An 18,831-nucleotide genomic window follows, 5' to 3' on the forward strand; every position below is an offset into this window, starting at 1 on the left:
AACGAGCCTTCTTTTCAGTGCTACAGAATGAGTACGCCCGGTAGGCGGATTTCTCCGGCTACCGGGCGGCAGAGGCAGGTCAGCGCCCGGCCATTATTGGTCGCGCTTGACTTCCTTGAAGTCGGCGTCGACGACGTTGTCGTCCACCGGCTTCGCGTTGTCGGCCGCTTGCTGCTGGCCGGCGGCTTGCTGCGCCTGCATGTCGGCGTACATCTTTTCGCCGAGCTTTTGCGATGCGGTCGACAGGGCTTCCACCTTGGCGTCGATCGCGGCCTTGTCGCCTTCCTTCAGCGTGTCTTCCAGGTCCTTGATGGCGGCTTCGATGCTTTCCTTTTCGGAAGCTTCGAGCTTGTCGCCGTACTCGGTCAACGACTTGCGGGTGGCATGCACCAGCGCATCGGCCTGGTTGCGCGACTGGGCCAGTTCGGCAACGCGGTGATCTTCCTCGGCGTTGGCCTCGGCATCCTTGACCATGCGCTGGATCTCGTCTTCCGACAGACCCGAGTTGGCCTTGATGGTGATCTTGTTTTCCTTGCCGGTGCCCTTGTCCTTGGCGGACACGTGCAGGATGCCGTTGGCGTCGATGTCGAACGTGACTTCGATCTGCGGCATGCCGCGCGGCGACGGCGGGATCCCTTCGAGGTTGAACTCGCCCAGGGCCTTGTTGCCCGCGGCGATTTCGCGCTCGCCCTGGAACACCTTGATCGTCACGGCCGGCTGGTTGTCGTCGGCGGTCGAGAAGGTCTGCGAGAACCGGGTCGGGATCGTCGTGTTCTTCTGGATCATCTTCGTCATCACGCCGCCCAGGGTTTCGATACCCAGCGACAGCGGCGTCACGTCCAGCAGCAGCACGTCCTTGCGGTCGCCCGACAGCACGGAGCCCTGGATGGCGGCGCCAGCGGCGACGGCTTCATCGGGGTTCACGTCCTTGCGCGGATCCTTGCCGAAGAATTCCTTCACCTTCTCCTGGACCTTGGGCATGCGGGTCATGCCGCCGACCAGGATCACGTCGTCGATGTCGGAAACCTTCACGCCGGCGTCCTTGATGGCCACGCGGCAGGGCTCGATCGTGCGTTCGATCAGTTCTTCGACCAGCGCTTCCAGCTTGGCGCGCGTGATCTTCAGGTTCAGGTGCTTCGGACCCGAGGCGTCCGCCGTGATGTACGGCAGGTTGATTTCGGTCTGCTGGGCCGAGGACAGCTCGATCTTGGCCTTTTCGGCGGCTTCCTTCAGGCGCTGCAGGGCCAGCACGTCCTTGGACAGGTCGACGCCCTGTTCCTTCTTGAACTCGCCGATGATGTAGTCGATGATGCGCTGGTCGAAGTCTTCGCCGCCCAGGAAGGTGTCGCCGTTGGTCGACAGCACTTCGAACTGCTTTTCGCCATCGACGTCGGCGATTTCGATGATGGACACGTCGAACGTGCCGCCGCCCAGGTCATAGACGGCGATCTTGCGGTCGCCCTTTTCGGTCTTGTCCAGGCCGAACGCCAGCGCCGCGGCGGTGGGTTCGTTGATGATGCGCTTGACTTCCAGGCCCGCGATGCGGCCGGCGTCCTTGGTGGCCTGGCGCTGGCTGTCGTTGAAGTAGGCGGGCACGGTGATGACGGCCTCGGTCACTTCTTCGCCCAGGTAGTCCTCGGCGGTCTTCTTCATCTTGCGCAGCACGTCGGCCGACACTTGGGGAGGCGCCATCTTCTTGCCGCGCACTTCCACCCAGGCGTCGCCGTTGTCGGCCTTGACGATGGCGTAGGGCATCAGGTTGATGTCCTTCTGCACCGCCTTTTCCTCGAACTTGCGGCCGATCAGGCGCTTCACCGCGTACAGGGTGTTCTTCGGGTTGGTCACCGCCTGGCGCTTGGCCGGCGCGCCGACCAGGGTTTCGCCATCGTCCATGTAGGCGACGATGGAGGGAGTCGTGCGAGCGCCTTCCGCGTTTTCAATGATTTTGACCTGCCCGCCGTCCATGACAGCCACGCAGCTGTTGGTCGTGCCCAGGTCAATGCCAATAATCTTGCTCATGGTGGGTTACCTTGATTGAATCTATGAAAATAGGGAGAAACTTCTTGTCCCCACGTAACTGGGGCTGCCCGCAGGGTTTTTCAAGACACCCGGCTCGAATTTTCCGATGCCGCTTCCTGCAGGCGCCGGACCGCCGCCGTGAACTGGGGCAGTCCGGGCCAGCCTGTAATGCGCCCTAGGCGCTTTCCGGCCCGATACATCACGAAAGTGGGGACGCCATGCAGCGAAAAACGCCGGCCCAGCGGTTCGTCGGCGTAGACGTCGGCCTCGAACCAGGTCAGGCCCAGGCCCAGCAGCGCGTCCTGGTGCAGCAGCGCGGCCTGCTTGAAAAGATTGCAGTTATAGCAGTCCTGGCCCCACAGGAACACGCAGCGCAGATCTTCCCCGGGCGCCTGGACCACGGCCGCGTCGAAACCCTGGGTATCGACGTGGCGCATGCCGAACGCCTGGAAAACCTGGGCGGGGTCGAAGCGGGGGGTCGTCATGGCGCGCGGGCCGTTCAGCCTTGACCGGCGGATACCACCACCAGCGCCGGGCGCAGCGTCCGGTCGGCGATGGAATAGCCCTTTTGCAGCAGCTGAACCACGGTATTGGCGGGCTGCTCGTGGGGAATGGACGAAATCGCCTGGTGCAGGTGCGGGTCGAATTTGTCGCCCTGCGCCGGCGCGATGTCCTTGAGCAGATTGCGTTCGAAGGCGGCCGTCAGCTGCTTGAGCGTCACTTCCACGCCTTCCCGCAGCGCGTCGACCGTCTGGTCAGGCTGGGCCAGGGCGGCTTCCAGGCTGTCTTTCACGGGTACCAGGCTTTCGGCGAACGATTCGATGCCGAACTTGCGTGCCTTGGACACGTCTTCCTGGGCGCGGCGGCGCACGTTCTCGGCTTCGGCCTGCGCGCGCAGAAGCTGGTCGCGCTGCTCATTGACGGTGGCTTGGGCGGCGTCCAGCTGGGCGCGCAACTCGTTCAGCTCGGCCTGCGCGGCGTCCTGGTCGGCGGGGGCCGCGTCGGCGTTCTGGCCGATTTCAGGCGCCTGGTCCGCAGGCTCGTGGGGTGCCGTCATGGGGAATCCTCCAAAAAGAATGGCTTTCGCAGACATGAATGGGGGCCAATACCCCTATTTCAAGCCCGGGAAAGCGAAATATTCCCTGGAGGCGCCCCGGGGCCGCCCTCCTGGCCGCCTACTTCCGGGGAGGCTGCGCCGGCGCGGCCGGATCGCTGGCCGGGAAGGTCTCCTTCAGCGCACGGTCCACGCGCTTTTCGTCTTCGTCGGGATCGGGGTGGACCGCGATGGGGTCGCTGGCCGGGAAGGTCTCCGCAAGCGCCTCGTCCAGTTCGTGCTCGACCTGATCCTCGCTCACCGGGGTGCTAACCGTCCCCTTTTTCACTACCTTGCCAGTCTTGGGATCATGGTGCATGCGCCTTCTCCTTCAAGTCCGTGATTGCGTGGGCCACCCCTGCAAGTGCCGTGCCACCAGGCCAGCCAGCCCCGCGATCCAGGCAGGATCGTCATTGATCGCGGGGATGTAGCGGAATTGCCTGCCGCCCGCCCCGATGAATGCGTCGCGGCATTCCAGGCTGATCTCTTCCAGGGTTTCCAGACAGTCTGCCACAAAACCCGGGCACACCACATCGACCTCGGTGGTGCCCGCCGCCGCCAGCGCCTTCAGCGTGGGTTCCGTATAGGGCTCGAGCCAGCGGGCGGAGCCGAAACGGCTCTGGAAAGTCACCTCGATCTGCCCGCGCGGCAACGACAGGCGCTCGGACAAGAGCCGCGCGGTATCCATGCAATCGCGGTAATAGGGATCGCCCAGCTCGATCGAATAGCGCGGCAGGCCGTGGAAGCTCATGACCAGCTTCTGGGGCTTGCCATGCTCCTGCCAATATCGCTCGATGCGGCCCGCCAGCGCGTCCAGATAGCCGGCCTCTTCGTGGAAGCGCTTGATGAAGCGCAGTTCGGGCTGGTCCCGCAGGCGGCTGGCATGGCGGGTCACCGCGTCCACCACCGTCGCGGTCGTGGACGCGGCGTATTGCGGATAGAGGGGAACGGTCAGGATGTGTTCGCAGCCTTGCGCGCGCAACCGCGAAATGGCATCGGGGATGGACGGGTTGCCGTAGCGCATGCCGAGCTCCACCACGGCATCGATCCCTGCCTCCTCCAGCGCGGCGCGCACGCCGTCGGCCTGCCGCTGGCTGTAGACCATCAGCGGCGACCCTTCCTTCAGCCAGACCCCGGCATAGCGGGGTTCCAGCTTCTTCGGCCGCATCGTCAGGACCAGTCCGTGCAGGATCGGCTTCCACAGATAGCGCGGGATTTCGATCACGCGGGGGTCGGACAGGAATTCGCCCAGGTACTTGCGTATGTCCTTCTTGGCCGGCGTGTCCGGCGTGCCCAGGTTCGCCAGCAGGACGCCGACCTTGCCGGGACCGCGCGGCGGCGGGTTTTCATCGAAGGGGTCGTCCTGCTCGGGCTCGGGCAGGTAGCGTTCAGGCCACAAGTACTTGAACAGGCGAAGAAACACAAAAACTCCCCTTCCTCCGCAAGGAGGATGTCGCTTTGAATGGGCCTACTGGTTGTGGCTGAGGGCGTTGGAAAGCAGGCGGGCCGTGATGTCCACGATGGGGATGACGCGCTCGTACGCCATGCGCGTGGGACCGATCACGCCAAGCGTGCCGACCACCTTGCCGTCCACCCCATAGGGCGCGGTGATGACGGAGACCTCCTCCATCGGCACCAGTTGCGAATCGCCGCCGATGTAGATCTGCACGCCCTGGGCCCGGCTGGAGACATCCAGCAGCTGCAGCAGATCGGTCTTTTTCTCGAACAGCGAGAACATTTTGCGCAGACGGTCCATGTCGGACGCGATGTCGGTCACGTCCAGCAGCTTGCGCTCTCCCGAGATCACCATGGCGTCGCCGTCCTCGGCCGCCTCCGCGCTGGCCTCGACGGCCGCCTGCATCAGACGCGAGATGTCCTCTCGCAGCTGGGCCAGCTCGGTGGACAGGGTCTGGCGCACGACGTTGAAGGACTTGCCGGCGAAATGCATGTTGAAGAAATTGCCGGCCTCCAGCAGTTCCGCCTCGGAGTAGTCGCGCTGGACGAAAAGAATGCGGTTCTGGACGTCGCCGTCGGGCGTCACGATGATGAGCAGCACCCGCTTGTCGGACAGGCGGATGAATTCGATCTGGCGGAACACCTGCGCGCGCTTGGGCGTCAGCACCACCCCGGCGAACTGGGTCAGGTTGGACAGCAGCGCCGCCGCCGCGTTGACGGCCCGCGTGGGCTCCGCCGCGGCCAGCATCTCGCCCATGTTGTGTGGCTCCAGCTGGTAGGACTGCACCGCCAGCAGGGAATCGACGAACATGCGGTAGCCCCGCGGCGTGGGTATGCGGCCGGCGGAGGTATGCGGACTGTGGATCAGGCCCAGTTCTTCCAGGTCCGCCATGACGTTGCGGATCGTGGCGGGGGACAAATCGAAGACTTTCGATAGCGTCCGCGAGCCGACTGGCTGCCCATCGGCGATATAGCGTTCGATCAACGCTTTCAGTAGTGCGCGTGCACGGTCATCCATAACAGGTATTTTAGGGAAACTTTTCCAATTGAGGCGATTTTTGTCCCGCAAGCCGATATGCGGCCCCATATAATCGGCTAAACAGCCCATTCCGGGCGGGTTGCGGCCTTATGGCCCGCCCTTTTTGGATTCGCAAGCCGCCATGCACTTTCCTACCGTCGCCCTGATCGGCAGATACCAGGACACCGGCCTGGACACACCGTTGAGAGCACTTGCCCACGCGCTGGCGCAGGCCGGCCGGCACGTGCTCATCGACGCCGACACGGCGCGCAATACCGGGCTGACCGAATACCCCGTCGCCACGCTCGAGGAAATCGGCAAGAACGCCTCGCTGGCCGTCGTGATGGGCGGCGACGGCACCGTGCTGGGCGCGGGCCGCCACCTGGCTCCCTACGGCGTGCCGCTGATCGGCATCAACCACGGCCGGCTGGGCTTCATCACCGACATTGCGCTGCAGGACGCGCATGGCGCCCTGGCGCGCGTGCTCGAAGGCAGCTTCCAGATCGAAGAGCGCACGCTGCTGGAAGGCAGCGTGTGGCGCGGCGACCAGAAAATGTATTCCGCCACCGCCCTGAACGACGTGGTCCTGAACCGCGCCGGGCGCGGCGGCATGATCGAAGTGCGGGTGGAACTGGACGGCGCCTTCATGTACACCCAGCGCGCCGACGGCCTCATCATCGCCACGCCCACCGGCTCCACCGCCTACGCGCTGTCGGCCAACGGCCCGATCCTGCACCCCGGCATGAACGCCATGGTGCTCGTGCCCGTGGCGCCGCAAACGCTGTCCAACCGCCCGATCGTGATCCCCGACACGGGCGTGCTCAACATGACCCTGACGGCCATGGGCCGCGTGGAAGTCGGCGCCAGCGTGCACTTCGACATGCAGACCTGGTCCGACCTGCAACCGGGGGACCGCATCGTCGTGCAGCGCGCGCCGTACGTGATCCGCTTCGTGCACCCCGAGGGCTACAGTTTCTTCTCCACGCTGCGCCGCAAGCTGCACTGGAACCTGATGCCCCAAGCCACCGACAACGTAGAGTAGTAAGCGCCCCGACATGCTGCGCACCCTGCATATCCGCGACTTCGTCATCGTAGAACAGACCGAGATCCATTTCGGCCCCGGCTTCACCGTCTTTTCCGGCGAGACCGGCGCGGGCAAATCCATCCTGGTGGACGCCCTGGCGCTGGCGCTGGGCGAACGGGGCGACGCCAGCATGCTGCGCGAAGGCGCGCCGCGCGCCGACATCACCGCCGTCTTCGATACCCCTCCTGCCCTGCATGCCTGGCTGGAGGAACGCGAGATCGACGCCGACGCCGAACTGTCGTTGCGCCGGGTCATCGACGCCCAGGGCCGCAGCCGCGCCTACATCAACGGCACCCCCGCCACCGTCGCGCAGCTGCGCGAACTGGGCGACAGCCTGGTCGACATCCACGGCCAGCACGCGCACCAGAGCCTGATGCGGCCCGACGCGCAGCGCGACCTCCTGGACGCCCATGGCGGCCACGGCGATCTGCGGCTTGCGGTCGGCCAGGCCTGGAAGCAATGGCGCGCATTGTCGCGCCAGCTGGAGTCCGCCGAAAAAGACGCCGAGAGCCTGGCTTCCGAGCGCGACCGCCTGCAATGGCAGGTCGACGAACTGGACCAACTGGCCCTGGGCCCGGACGAATGGGAATCCCTGCAGTCCGAGCACACGCGCCTGTCGCACGCGCAATCCCTGCTGGACGGCGCCACGCAGATCCTCGACGCCCTGGACGGCGAAGGCGATTCGGCGCATCACCGCGTCACCCAGGCCAACCAGCGCATCCAGCAGATGCTGCGCCACGACCCCGGCCTGCAAGGGGTATACGACGAACTGGAATCCGCGCGCATCGCCATCAGCGAAGCGGTGTCCGATCTGAACAACTACGTAAGCCGCGTCGACCTGGACCCCCAGCGGCTCGGCGCCGTGGAAACCCGGCTGGGCCTGGTATTCGAGACCGCCCGGAAGTTCCGAGTCGAACCCGACGCCCTGTGCGACCTGCGCGAAACGCTGCACGCCCAGCTGGCTGCCCTGCAGGCCGCGGGCGACATCGAGGCGCTGCGCGTCCAGACGCAGGCCGCGCAGGCGCAATACGACACGGCCGCCGCCAAGCTCACGACGGCCCGCCGCAAGACCGCCAAGGACCTGGGCAAGCTGGTCACCCAGGCGATGCAGACGCTGGCCATGCAGGGCGGCAAATTCGAGCCCACGCTCGCCCCCTCTGCGCCCTCCGCCCACGGCAACGAACAGGTCGAATTCCTGGTGGCCGGGCATGCCGGCACCACCCCGCGTCCGCTGGCCAAGGTGGCCTCGGGCGGCGAGCTGTCACGCATATCGCTGGCGCTCTCCGTCATCGCCAGCCGCGCCGCGCGCGTGCCCACCCTGATCTTCGACGAAGTCGACAGCGGCGTGGGCGGCGCGGTGGCCGAGGTCGTGGGCAAGCTGCTGCGCGAGCTCGGCGAGCGCCATCAGGTGCTGTGCGTCACGCACCTGCCGCAGGTCGCCGCCTGCGGCAATAACCAGTTCCTGGTCAGCAAGGCCGAATCGCGAGGCACCACGCGCTCCCGCATCGAGGAACTGGACGCCCAGGCCCGCGTCGAGGAAATCGCCCGGATGCTGGGCGGCATCAAGCTCACCGCCACCACGCGCGAGCACGCGCGGGAAATGCTGCAGGGCGTCGGCCAGGCGCCCGCCTAGGCCGCCCTCCGGAATAAAAAAAGCCCCTTCATATCGAAGGGGCTTTGGAATTCACTGGCCCGCTGCGAGCGCAGCCACGGGCCGGGGGATCAGCCTGGGATCAGCGTCCTTTCACGCAGCTGCCGCAGATGCCGTACAGCACCATGGCGTGGCTTTCCAGGGCGAAGGAGTTGTCCTTGGCAATCTTCTGCTGCCGTTTTTCGATCTCCGGATCCGAAAATTCGACCACCTTGCCGCAATTCGTGCAGATCAGGTGATCGTGGTGGTCCCCGTCGTTGAGTTCAAACACCGCCTTGCCACTGTCGAACTGGCTACGGGCAAGGATGCCGGCCTGTTCGAACTGGGTCAGGACGCGGTATACGGTGGCCAGGCCGATTTCGACGTTTTCGCCGATCAGGGCGCGATAGACGTCTTCGGCGCTGAGGTGCCGCTGGTCCGATTTCCGGAAAATATCAAGAATTTTCAGGCGCGGGAACGTCGCCTTCAAACCCATGTTCTTCAGTTCGCTTTGGTCGCTCATGGTGTAATCGCTCTCCGTCCGCGTTGGCATGGGCAGGATATGGGTGCACCGCGAGCCGGCTCACCGAAATCATGCCGCCACGCGGAACTATCCTTATGAAACCTTTATGATAACGGTTTTGTCTGCTTCCAAATAATAGGGGCGCGTAGTGTCCATGATTGCACGAATTCCCTCCCGCTCGCTCAAGGCCGGTCTGGCGGTCGCCGCCCTGGCCATCGCCCTGGCCGGATGCTCGGGCGACAAGTGGGGCTTCCCCTACAAAGCCTCCGTCCAGCAAGGAAACTGGATCACCCAGGAACAGGTCGCGCTGCTGCAGCCGGGCATGACGCGTGAACAGGTGCGTTTCGCGCTCGGCAGCCCCACGCTGACCAGCGTGCTGCACGCCAACCGCTGGGACTACCCCTACTACTTCAAGCCCGGCTACGGCGAGGCGCAAGAGCGCAAGTTCACCGTCTGGTTCGAAAACGACCGCCTGGTCCGCTGGGAAGGCGACAAGCAGCCCGACCTGCAGCCTTACCAGATCAACACGCCCAGCTCGGTCGCCGACGAGAAGGCGGACAAGCGCCTGAACGAAGAGGAAGCCCGCCAGCAGGAAGAAGACGCCGAGAGCCGCCGCGACTCCGCCGCCCCCTCCAGCCCGCTGAACCAATACCCTGGCCAACCGGGCAATGCGCCCGAGCCGCTCAATTAATTCCGAGGATTCCGCCATGCGTATTGCAATCGCCGGCGCCAGCGGCCGTATGGGCCAGATGCTGATCGAGGCCGTCCTGAACGCCCCCGACCTGCAACTTGCCGTCGCGCTCGACCGCAAGGGTTCGTCCGCGCTGGGCCAGGACGCGGGCGCGCCGTTCGGCAAGCAGACCGGCGTGGCCATCACGGACGATCTCGACGCCCTCGCCCAGGCCGACTGCCTGGTCGACTTCACCCGTCCGGAAGGCACGCTCGAACACCTGCAGGCCTGCGTCAGGCATGGCGTGAAGGCCGTCATCGGCACCACCGGCTTCGACGACAACGGCCGCGCCGCGATCGAGGTCGCCGCCCAGAAGATCGGCATTGTCTTTGCGCCCAACATGAGCGTGGGCGTCAACGCCACGCTCAAGCTGCTCGACATGGCCGCGCGTATCCTGAACGCCGGCTACGACGTCGAAGTATTCGAAGCGCATCACCGCAACAAGGTCGACGCCCCCTCCGGCACCGCGCTCAAGATGGGCGAGACCATCGCCTCGGCCTGGGACGTCGCCCTGCCGGACGTCGCCACCTGGAGCCGCCATGGCGACACCGGCGTGCGCAAGCCCGGCACCATCGGCTTCTCGGTGCTGCGCGGCGGCGACATCGTGGGCGACCACACCGTCTCCTTCTGCGGCATCGGCGAACGCGTCGAGATCACGCATCGCTCTTCCAGCCGCGCCACCTACGCGGAAGGCGCCTTGCGCGCCGCCCGCTTCCTGGACGGCAAGCACAACGGCCTGTACGACATGCAGTCCGTCCTGGGCCTCTGACGCCCATCCGCCGGAAACGGAAAAGGACCCTGCGGGGTCCTTTTCGTTTTTACCTTCGGAGCTTGCGTCAAACCACCACGGGCTCCGGGTCGAGCCGCACGCCGTAGCGTTCGAACACCGAGTCCTGGATGGCGCGCGCCAAGGCCATGATGTCGGCGGCGCCCGCGCCGCCGCGATTTATCAGCACCAGGGCCTGCCGGTCGTGCACCCCCGCAGCGCCCAGCGCGCGGCCCTTCCAGCCGCATTGGTCGATGAGCCAGCCCGCGGCCAGCTTGTAGCGGCCGTCCGCCTGCTCGTAGGACACCAGGCCGGGGTGGCGGCTGGCCAAGGCATCGCGCGTTGCGGCCGGAACGATCGGATTCTTGAAGAAGCTGCCGGCATTGCCCGTCACTGCCGGGTCGGGCAGCTTGGCGCGACGGATGTCGCAGATGGCGTCGAAGATGTCCCGTGCGGTCGGGGAGCCGGCCGCCAGCCGCGCGTGGCGCTGCAGATCGGGGTAGCCCAGCACCGGCCGCCACGGCCGCGGCAAGGCGAAACGCACGCTCACGATGATCCAGCGCCCCGGCTCGTCGTGCTTGAACACGCTATCGCGATAGGAAAAACGGCAATCCGCCGCATTCATTTCGACGTAGCGGCCCTCGCGCACGTCCCAGGCGGTCAGCCCATGGAAGCGCTCCTGCAGCTCTACGCCATAGGCGCCGATGTTCTGCACGGGCGCCGCGCCGACCGTGCCGGGGATCAGCGCCAGGTTTTCCAGCCCGTCCCATCCCTGCCCGACGCAGGTTTCGACGAAGGCGTGCCAGGTCTCGCCGCCCGCAGCCTCGACCAGCCAGGCATCCGGCCCGGCCTCCAGCAGGCGCACGCCCTTGAAGGCCACCCGCGCCACCAGGCCCTCGACCCGCTCCGGCAGCACCAGATTGCTGCCGCCGCCCAGCACCAGCAGGGAAGATGCCCGGCCCGCCAGGCGCGACAGTTCGGGCAATTGCGCCGTCTCTCCCAGCGTCACGAAGGCATCCGCCCTCGACGCCAGGCCCAGGGTATTCAGCCGGGAAAGATCCTGGCCGGCGGGGATCAAGGCGGGGGACACGGAATCGGTAGCGGGCAAATTTGACATGGGTGCTGCAAGGCATGCTATAGTTTCTGTCTTCGCTCATATTACTTGATTGAGTGTTTGCCCTGAATCCGGGCCTTGTTGGATGGCTCGCCCATTGCGGCGAGCGGCACGGCAAGAAATCCAGCCAGGACAAACTCAAAAAAATCGTGTAGAATGCGCGCCTTCTGATCGATAACCAAGTTGATCAGTGTGAATAAGAAATGCGGGAGTAGCTCAGTTGGTAGAGCGCAACCTTGCCAAGGTTGAGGTCGCGAGTTCGAGACTCGTCTCCCGCTCCAGAATTTGATCTGCAGTGTTTTGACGGATTTCCGGAAAGACTGCAAATCCCCGAATCCAGGGGCGAATCGAAAGATTCGCCCCTTTTTCATTGGCGTTGCGGATCCCGTGCCGGCTCCGCCCCGGCGGCAGGCGCCGCGATCCTGCCGCGACGCCTGCGCACCTGTCCGCTCCGGGTTAGAAGCGCACGGCCAGCTTCAGCAGGCCCGACTGCTGCCGGTTGCCGCCGCCGAACTGCGCGTCGTAGGAAACGCCGGCCGTCGTGTTGCGCGTGAGAGCCACTTCGGCGCCCAGCCCGACCACGGCGGCGTCGCGCGCGATCGGCACGCCCGTCACCGAGAACGTGCTGCCGCCGTCGAAAGCCAGTTCCTGCTTCGGCTTCACATCGCCCATTGCGTGGCGCCAGCCCAGCGACGCGGTCAGGCGGCCCGGCGCGCGGTCGGAGCCGAACTGCCATGCGCCGCGCAAGCCCAGCGTGGTGCTGGTCACGTCATCGGTGCTGCCCTTGCCGCTCAGGGCCGCGGTGCCGCCCGATTCCTCGAAGCCGCGGGTGCGCAGCTGGTTCCACGCCAGGCCGGCGTAGGGTTCGATGGAGTAGGCGTCGCCCAGCGGCAGGTTGTAGCCGAGTTCGGTGAACACCTGCGTCGACGAGGCATGGTAAGACGACTCGAGCCGCTGGTTCAGGCTTCCGGCCGCCACATCGCGTTTCGCGTCGATGTCGTGCCAGGTGTAGGCCGCGCCGGCCATGAAGCGGAAATGGCCGGGGCCGGCCTGGAAATTGCGTCCGCCGAACAAGGCTGCCGTATAGCTATCGACATCCGTGCGCGAAGCCGTGTCGTCGATCGAATTGTGGCTGCCGATGTAGCCGACCGCGCCGCCCAGCCGCCAGCCGCCGCCCACGGCGCCGTCGCCGCCGACGAAGAGTCCGCCGGCCGATTGGCTCACGCTCGACGCGTTGCCATCGCTGCCGAACTTGCTCCAGTTGCCGAAGGCCTGGGCCCAGAGCGGGGAAGCGCCGCTTTGCGGCAGGGCCTCGGACGACGCCGCACCCAGTTGTGCCGTGGGCCGTCCGGCGAGCGGCGGCGCATCGAGGTTGCCGCGCAGATGGGACAACGGCATCGCGCGCACGGTATCCGCCTGGCTTTGCAGCACACTGGCGGTGCTTGCGTACGCTTCGCCGGAAAGCATCTTCAAGGCCGAACGCGCCTCGCCCGGCGTCATGGAAAGAACCGCCGTCGTCACCTGGCTGGCGCCGGTCGCCTTGCCCGATGCGCTGCCGCTCCCGATCAAGGACGATCCGTTCCCAGCCACCGCAGACCCGCTGCCGGTCGACGCTGCGCCATTGCCGGCCGGGGCCGAGCCATCGCCGGCCGCAGTCGAGCCATTGCCCGCCGGCGCCGAACCGTTGCCGGCCGAGGTCGAGCCATTGCCGGCGGACGACGATCCATTGCCGGCTTCGGGCGGCGCTTCGTTATCCAGCGCACCGCCCACGCTGCTCTCGTTTTCCGTGCCGCCGATGCTGCCGATCGGCACGTCGTTGCGCGTCAGCGTCATGAACGCGTTCTTGGCGTCGTAGCTGAGCGTGGGCGTCAGGAAGGCATACGCGCTCGACGTGCCGGCGAACCGGCCCTGTATGCCCCCGTCGGCCGTCAGGATGTTGTAGGTCGTGCGCGGCGCATAGTCCCCATTGGGCCCCACGTGCGCCACGGTGCCGTCGAGATAGGCGACGCCGGTGACGTGGATGCGGTCGCTGGCGCTGCTTGCCGGATCGGCGTGCACGCGATAGATGGTGTTTTCGCCGAAGCTAAGGTTGCCGTTGATCGTGAGCGTGCCGATGGGCGAGCCATCGTTGCCCGGAGAGACGACGGCGGTGGGATAGAGGGTGGTGGTGCCCAGTTGGCCGACGCCGGCCAGCACGACTTCACGGCCGATATCGACGGGGCCGTTCAACTTGCCGTCGATTTCCAGGGCGCCGTCGGCGATCAGGATGGGGCCGCTCAGGCCGCTGCTATCGGCGGTCAGGATCACCGACCCCGGGCCCGTCTTCACGAAGCCCTGCGTGCCCTGCAGGGGGTTGTCGATGATGTCGACGAATTGGCCCGAGGCATACGTGCCGTCGCCGACGACGATCGCCGGCTGGTTGCCCCCGCTGCCGACCAGGGTGATGGGAGCGCCCTGCAGGCGATAGCGGTCGGTCGCGAACTGGATGCCCGACGCGCGCACCGGGCCGGCGCTGCCGTCCACGGTCACCGTGCCGGCCGCGCCGGTGAAAATCGCGTATCCGCCATCGGGCAGGGCTCCGGCGGCATTGGTCGGACTGTTCCAGTTCGTGCTGGCGGCGCTCCAGGTGCCGTTGCCGCCGCCGGCCCGGGTGGCGGACGCCGCGCCGTTGCCGTTCCACAGATTGGTGGTGCTGGGGCCCAGGATGAGGTTGATCTGCTTGTCGCCCGTCAGCGACTGGATGGTCGCGGCCGGCAAGGATTCTCCGGTGACCGAACCCAACGACAGGCCGCTGCCGCTCAAGGTGCCGCCGTATGACAGGATACGGTAGTAGCCCGCGGTGACGCCTGGCGTATTGACGGAAACGTTCAGCGTCGTGTTATTGAGGGCGACATTGCCGCCGACCGTAACATTGTCGCCCGTGCCGGGCTGCGTAATGGGCAGCCCCGCATACCCGGTCTCGAAGTCGAACACGGCATTGCTCATCGACAGATTGCCATTGACGACGAGATTGCCGTTCGAAACGCCGGTCGGCGTGCCAACGGAATACCCCGGCGCAACGCGCGAGCCGCCCGTCACGCCGAGGTCGCCATTAATCGAACCGAAGCCCGCGATGGTGCCGTTCGACATCGCATTGACATTCCCGGTGATTGCGACGCCGCTCCCCCCGCCATTGCCGCCGATCACCAGCGTGCCTCCATTGACGTCGATCCCGCCCGGGAAACTGGCCGAACCGTCGAACACCCGCGTGTCGCCGGCGGCAACGGTCAGGTCCGCGGCAACGGCGCCTCCGCCATAGGACGCGCTTAGCGCGAGTGTCGCCGTCAGCCACTTCTTCGTGCCATGTATCAACGTGGATTCTCCATTATCTCGGTTAATAAAATCTGATACCAATTCATTACTCGATTACCGAAAACGTATTACTACGTAACAGCGCAGATAAAATGAATTGAACGATTTTTCGCAAAAAAGGAGGCAATTTATACCCCTTTTTTTGCAATACCAAGATTTAACGGAGAGATACCATCTAGATTATTGAAATAGCCCGGATGGATGCAAACCACGCCTTTAAATTAATAAAATGGATACCATCCATAATGCTATTTTCTAATTAATGGATACCATCCTTATTAATAAACAGAAAAAGCGGATACCATCCGCCGCCATGCGCCTCAAGCCGCTTGCAAAGCGTTCCGGCGCCACATCGAAACAAATAAACACAAACTCCCGCGGGACGGAGCGCGCCTCGCTCAGGATGCCTCCGCGCCAGGCAGCAGATGCTCGTCATCCACCACCGTCGGCCGTTGCCGGGCATTGAAGCCTTCCGTGAATATCGCTTCCGGCGTCGCCCCTTGCCGCAGGGCGGCCTCAACGCTTGACGCAACAAAGCCGGGGCTTCCGGCCGCAAATACCGTATGCCGGGACAAGTCCGCAAAAATGGCGGGCAACACCTCCCCTATGCGGCCGGAAAGACCATCGCCGCCCGCTTCGCGGGTCAGCGCGATCCGGTAATCGAATTTCCGGTGTTTGGCCCGCCACCATGCCAACATGCCGAGCCCGTAGACGTCGGCGCGCGTGCGCGCCGAAATCACCAGCATGACCGGCTGCCGGAATCCGCGGCGCATCGCGGCCTCGGTCAGGGCGAGAATCGGGGCCAGGCCGGTGCCGGCGGCCAGGCAGAGTACGGGAGCGTCCACGGCAGGATCTCCAATGAATGTGCCGTACGGCCCCGACAGCTTGACGCTGTCGCCGGGCATCAGCGCCCCGTGCACCCATGAGCTGGTGGCGCCGCCCTCCATCCGGGCGATCTGCAGAACCAGTTCGCCATCGGGCCGCGGGGCATTCGAAATCGAATACGCCCGAGGGGCGATCCCGGCGCCGGGATCGCCAAGCATCACGTATTGCCCCGGCCAATAGCGCAGGGGCTTGCCCAAGGGCCGCAGGCGCAACTCCGCAACGCGAGGAGTGAGCGGCCTCTTGTCCGTCACGACGAACAACGCGTTTTCTCGCGGCGGAAAAAGCTTGGGCCGCGCATCGGCCGCGCCCCACTCGATCTCGAGGCTGCCCTCCAGCGGCTTGGCCATGCACATGAGGCCATAGCCCTGAGCCCGTTCGTCGGCGGTCAGGGCCATGTCGAGCACGGTGCCCTGATCAAAGGAGCCGGCAAGCACCTTGACCTTGCATTCGCCGCAGGCTCCCGCGCGGCAGTTGTTCGGTAATGCATATCCCGCCCGCTCCAGCGCGGTAAGCACCGTGTCGCCGGACGCGCACTCCACCGTCCTGCCGGACGGCTGTATCGTGATTATTGCCATGACTTTCGGCCGCTCCCTGCGGGACCGGCGCCATGCGACATGCGCGCCGGCCGCCACGCCATAGTGATCAGAACACGGGGATAATGTCTTCCAGATCCACGTCGGATACTTCCTGCCCCGTTATGCCGACCTCCGGAATGGCCGGGAACGGGATGTTGTACCGGTCCAGGACGCTTTTCAGGTTGATCATCGCGTTGCGCCAGTTCTCCAGCTTTGCTTCATAGCTGGGGATGCCGAAGCCCGCGGCGCGCGCCACCTCCTCCGCCTCCCGCTGGTTCGCGATGAAGTCGGAGGGCAGGTCCCAGAACTCCATCGGCGGCTCGAAGAGCACCGCGGACAGGAACAGGTAGCCGGCGCGGATCTGCTTGGTCACCACGGCCTTGACATCGTCCTTGAGCCCGGGGTAATCGCGCTCCATGACGGCCATGCAAATCGCCATGTGGCGGCCCTCGTCGCGGCCGATGTTCTTGAAACCCTCCTTGAACACGATCTCGCGGGAGTTTTCGTACATCTGCTTGAAGATCGTCGCGGCCGCGATCTCGCCCATCAGGAACGAGCTGAACAGCACCGCGAGGTCGTACTTGGGCACGGCTTTCTTGTAGCCGGTCCAGTAGCGCGAACCGTTGAAGTACAGCCACTGGGCGTTCTTCTGCAGGCGCCTGCCCAATTCGGTCTTGGGCTTGTAGGTCAGCGGATCCGGATGGCCGAGCAGGCGGGTGATCGCCAGGCCGCACATGATCTCGTGGTTCTGCTCATCACGCGTGACGGAGAAGAAGCATTTGCGGACCACGTCCTCTTCGTGCACCTCATAGGTCTTGATCAGCGCCTCGGCGAATACGGGCGGCGCCGAGGCGTCGAACACGGACAACAGCGTCCACCAATAGGCGATCGACTCCCGCTCTTCCCAGCTATAGCTTTCCAGATCCAAGGTGTCCCAGGGCAGCTTCTCGGGATCCCACGTTTCCCGCAAGGAAGCCTCCCAGACCTCCTGCAGCTTCTTGGTCTTACAGACCCAGGACAAGGGATACACGTTGGGCTGCTCTATCGGGGGCGGCAATTCCTGCGTGTCCGCATAGCGTTGCTTTTCCATGGCTACATCTCCTCCTTGATCGTGCTTGGCACGGTTCAATCGCGAGGCATCGCGACCGGATTATTTGATACTTAATTTATTTGACTCCATATTTTTTTGTATCACTTTATCCGTTGCAGAGTATGGAACCCGACGCTCGGCGATGTCCATCAACGCAAGGCAGGAACGTTGACATAGATCAAACGAGAGCTCTGCGCCCCCCCCCGCCCAGGCACCGAACCGGACGACGGCCCGGTCACCTCCCCTGCGCGCGTGCAAACTTTCAAAATTTGGGTATACTTCCGCCTCTCTTGCAAAGAACAGCCTTCGGATTGCATGCATCCAGATGGCGTTCGGCGCGGGAAAATGCGGGAGTAGCTCAGTTGGTAGAGCGCAACCTTGCCAAGGTTGAGGTCGCGAGTTCGAGACTCGTCTCCCGCTCCAGGATTTTTTTCCATGGACGTCCTGACGACCCCATGGAATCACAAAGAAAAGGAGCCTCGGCTCCTTTTTTTGTTTCCGAGCCGCCCCAAGACAGAAATTCCTCCCCGGGGGGGCAGCGCCCGATACAGGGCATCTAGGGCTGCAAACTCTGCGCCCGCCACCCAAACACCGGATTCTCCGTAAACCACTGGAGCGCCTGCTCCCGCAACGCATTGACCAGCGGCGAATCGCAACGGCCGCGGGGCTGGGCCAACACAATGCGTTGCAGCGGCAGCGGATCGGCAATAGGACGGACCGCCAGCGGCTGGCCGTCGTAGCTGTGATCGCCAAAGGGCCTGGTATAGGCCACGGCCACGCCAAAGCCATTGGCCACCAGGCCGCGCTGCAATTCGAACGAATAAGTCTTGCTGAGGCTTCGCGGTTGCAGTCCGTGGAACCGGAACAAATCCAGGAAGTGCTGCGAGCTATAGGCCTGCTCCGTCAGCACCAGCGGATGATCGCAGAGCTGCCGCAGGCTGATCTTGCTGTGACGGGCCAGCGGATGCTCGGCGGGCAGCAGCGCATAGGCCGCGAGCTCGCAGAGCACTGTGCTCTGGATACCTTCCGGTAGTCCGAGATCGTAGGTGAGCGCCGCGTCCAAGGTTCCGTTGCCAAGCTGCTTGCCGATCTGATCAAAACCATATTCGCGGATCGTCACTGCCATTACAGGATGGCGCCCCTTCAGCCCGCGCAGCAGCTGCGGCAGACAATAGGGAGCCAGATCCTCGAAGCAACCGAGCATCAGATCGCCGGACAGAGTATTGCCGCTTTCCGCAAGATGCTCGAATTCATGCACGCTGGCCATCACCCGCAGGGCCTTGTCCATTGCCTGGCGGCCGAATGGCGTCAACGTCACGCCTTGGCCGCGCTGACGAACGAAGAGCACCTGCCCCAGGTGCTCTTCCAACTCATTGAGGGCGGCGGAAACTGCCGGCTGCGACACATTCAGATGCTCGGCTGCTTGTGTGATGTTGCCGTGACGCGTGACTGCCAGGGCACAACGAATGTGGCGCAAGCTGATCTTCATAAGAAAATC

At 64.7% G+C, this 18,831-nt stretch carries 16 protein-coding genes and 2 tRNA genes; 6 read left to right on the plus strand and 12 right to left on the minus strand.

The window, feature by feature from the left end:
• Positions 1-93: 93 nt before the first annotated feature.
• The 6 genes from dnaK to hrcA all read right to left on the minus strand — a co-directional run bounded on the left by dnaK (position 94) and on the right by hrcA (position 5,585).
• Positions 94-2,019 carry a molecular chaperone DnaK gene (dnaK, locus tag ACN6PJ_RS06215; RefSeq protein ID WP_427995015.1) on the minus strand — a complete coding sequence of 642 codons (1,926 nt, stop codon included), beginning with the start codon at positions 2,017-2,019 and terminating at the stop codon, positions 94-96.
• A gap of 80 nt (positions 2,020-2,099) precedes the next feature.
• Positions 2,100-2,504, minus strand: a complete 405-nt coding sequence (locus ACN6PJ_RS06220; RefSeq protein ID WP_427995016.1) for a thioredoxin family protein — start codon at positions 2,502-2,504, stop codon at positions 2,100-2,102.
• 14 nt (positions 2,505-2,518) lie between these two features.
• Positions 2,519-3,076, minus strand: a complete 558-nt coding sequence (gene grpE / locus ACN6PJ_RS06225) for a nucleotide exchange factor GrpE (RefSeq protein ID WP_427995017.1) — start codon at positions 3,074-3,076, stop codon at positions 2,519-2,521.
• A gap of 118 nt (positions 3,077-3,194) precedes the next feature.
• Complete coding sequence (locus ACN6PJ_RS06230; protein WP_427995018.1) at positions 3,195-3,431, minus strand: hypothetical protein; 237 nt, start codon at positions 3,429-3,431, stop codon at positions 3,195-3,197.
• A gap of 12 nt (positions 3,432-3,443) precedes the next feature.
• A complete protein-coding gene (gene hemH / locus ACN6PJ_RS06235; protein ID WP_427995019.1) occupies positions 3,444-4,535 on the minus strand; it encodes a ferrochelatase in 1,092 nt (363 codons plus the stop codon).
• Between the two features lie 45 nt (positions 4,536-4,580).
• Positions 4,581-5,585 (minus strand): heat-inducible transcriptional repressor HrcA, encoded by a 1,005-nt coding sequence (gene hrcA, locus ACN6PJ_RS06240; protein ID WP_427995020.1) that lies wholly within the window; start codon positions 5,583-5,585, stop codon positions 4,581-4,583.
• Between the two features lie 142 nt (positions 5,586-5,727).
• Between hrcA and ACN6PJ_RS06245 the strand changes: the two genes are divergently transcribed.
• Both ACN6PJ_RS06245 and recN read left to right on the plus strand, forming a co-directional pair.
• Positions 5,728-6,627, plus strand: a complete 900-nt coding sequence (locus ACN6PJ_RS06245) for an NAD kinase (RefSeq protein ID WP_427995021.1) — start codon at positions 5,728-5,730, stop codon at positions 6,625-6,627.
• Positions 6,628-6,640: 13 nt separating this feature from the next.
• The gene (gene recN / locus ACN6PJ_RS06250) at positions 6,641-8,302 is read left to right on the plus strand and encodes a DNA repair protein RecN (RefSeq protein ID WP_427995022.1); all 1,662 of its coding nucleotides are present in this window, start codon (positions 6,641-6,643) and stop codon (positions 8,300-8,302) included.
• A 100-nt stretch (positions 8,303-8,402) separates the two neighbouring features.
• Here recN and fur read toward each other — a convergent pair whose 3' ends face one another.
• Positions 8,403-8,822 carry a ferric iron uptake transcriptional regulator gene (gene fur / locus ACN6PJ_RS06255; RefSeq protein ID WP_427995023.1) on the minus strand — a complete coding sequence of 140 codons (420 nt, stop codon included), beginning with the start codon at positions 8,820-8,822 and terminating at the stop codon, positions 8,403-8,405.
• A gap of 154 nt (positions 8,823-8,976) precedes the next feature.
• On the opposite strand from fur, the gene ACN6PJ_RS06260 reads away from it, so the two are divergent.
• Positions 8,977-9,513 carry an outer membrane protein assembly factor BamE gene (locus ACN6PJ_RS06260; protein WP_427995024.1) on the plus strand — a complete coding sequence of 179 codons (537 nt, stop codon included), beginning with the start codon at positions 8,977-8,979 and terminating at the stop codon, positions 9,511-9,513.
• 16 nt (positions 9,514-9,529) lie between these two features.
• Entirely contained in the window at positions 9,530-10,321 is a 792-nt protein-coding gene (dapB, locus tag ACN6PJ_RS06265; protein WP_427995025.1) for a 4-hydroxy-tetrahydrodipicolinate reductase, read from the plus strand.
• 67 nt (positions 10,322-10,388) lie between these two features.
• Here dapB and murB read toward each other — a convergent pair whose 3' ends face one another.
• On the minus strand, positions 10,389-11,435 hold the full coding sequence (gene murB / locus ACN6PJ_RS06270; protein WP_427995026.1) for a UDP-N-acetylmuramate dehydrogenase: 1,047 nt from the start codon (positions 11,433-11,435) through the stop codon (positions 10,389-10,391).
• Between the two features lie 202 nt (positions 11,436-11,637).
• On the opposite strand from murB, the gene ACN6PJ_RS06275 reads away from it, so the two are divergent.
• Positions 11,638-11,713, plus strand: a tRNA-Gly gene (locus tag ACN6PJ_RS06275).
• Positions 11,714-11,888: 175 nt separating this feature from the next.
• On the opposite strand, the gene ACN6PJ_RS06280 is transcribed toward ACN6PJ_RS06275, so the two are convergent.
• The 3 genes from ACN6PJ_RS06280 to ACN6PJ_RS06290 all read right to left on the minus strand — a co-directional run bounded on the left by ACN6PJ_RS06280 (position 11,889) and on the right by ACN6PJ_RS06290 (position 17,333).
• Positions 11,889-14,783, minus strand: coding sequence for an autotransporter domain-containing protein (locus tag ACN6PJ_RS06280; protein ID WP_427995027.1), 2,895 nt, complete (start codon positions 14,781-14,783; stop codon positions 11,889-11,891).
• 398 nt (positions 14,784-15,181) lie between these two features.
• A complete protein-coding gene (locus tag ACN6PJ_RS06285) occupies positions 15,182-16,243 on the minus strand; it encodes a 2Fe-2S iron-sulfur cluster-binding protein (RefSeq protein WP_427995252.1) in 1,062 nt (353 codons plus the stop codon).
• Positions 16,244-16,310: 67 nt separating this feature from the next.
• Positions 16,311-17,333, minus strand: a complete 1,023-nt coding sequence (locus tag ACN6PJ_RS06290; RefSeq protein ID WP_427995028.1) for a hypothetical protein — start codon at positions 17,331-17,333, stop codon at positions 16,311-16,313.
• A 347-nt stretch (positions 17,334-17,680) separates the two neighbouring features.
• Here ACN6PJ_RS06290 and ACN6PJ_RS06295 point away from each other — a divergent pair.
• A tRNA-Gly gene (locus tag ACN6PJ_RS06295) sits at positions 17,681-17,756 on the plus strand.
• A gap of 133 nt (positions 17,757-17,889) precedes the next feature.
• Here the strand turns inward: ACN6PJ_RS06295 and ACN6PJ_RS06300 are convergent.
• Entirely contained in the window at positions 17,890-18,822 is a 933-nt protein-coding gene (locus ACN6PJ_RS06300; RefSeq protein ID WP_427995029.1) for a LysR family transcriptional regulator, read from the minus strand.
• Between the last annotated feature and the right edge of the window lie 9 nt (positions 18,823-18,831).

This window comes from Achromobacter sp. (genome assembly GCF_050285585.1).
In the GTDB taxonomy this organism is placed as follows: domain Bacteria; phylum Pseudomonadota; class Gammaproteobacteria; order Burkholderiales; family Burkholderiaceae_B; genus Achromobacter.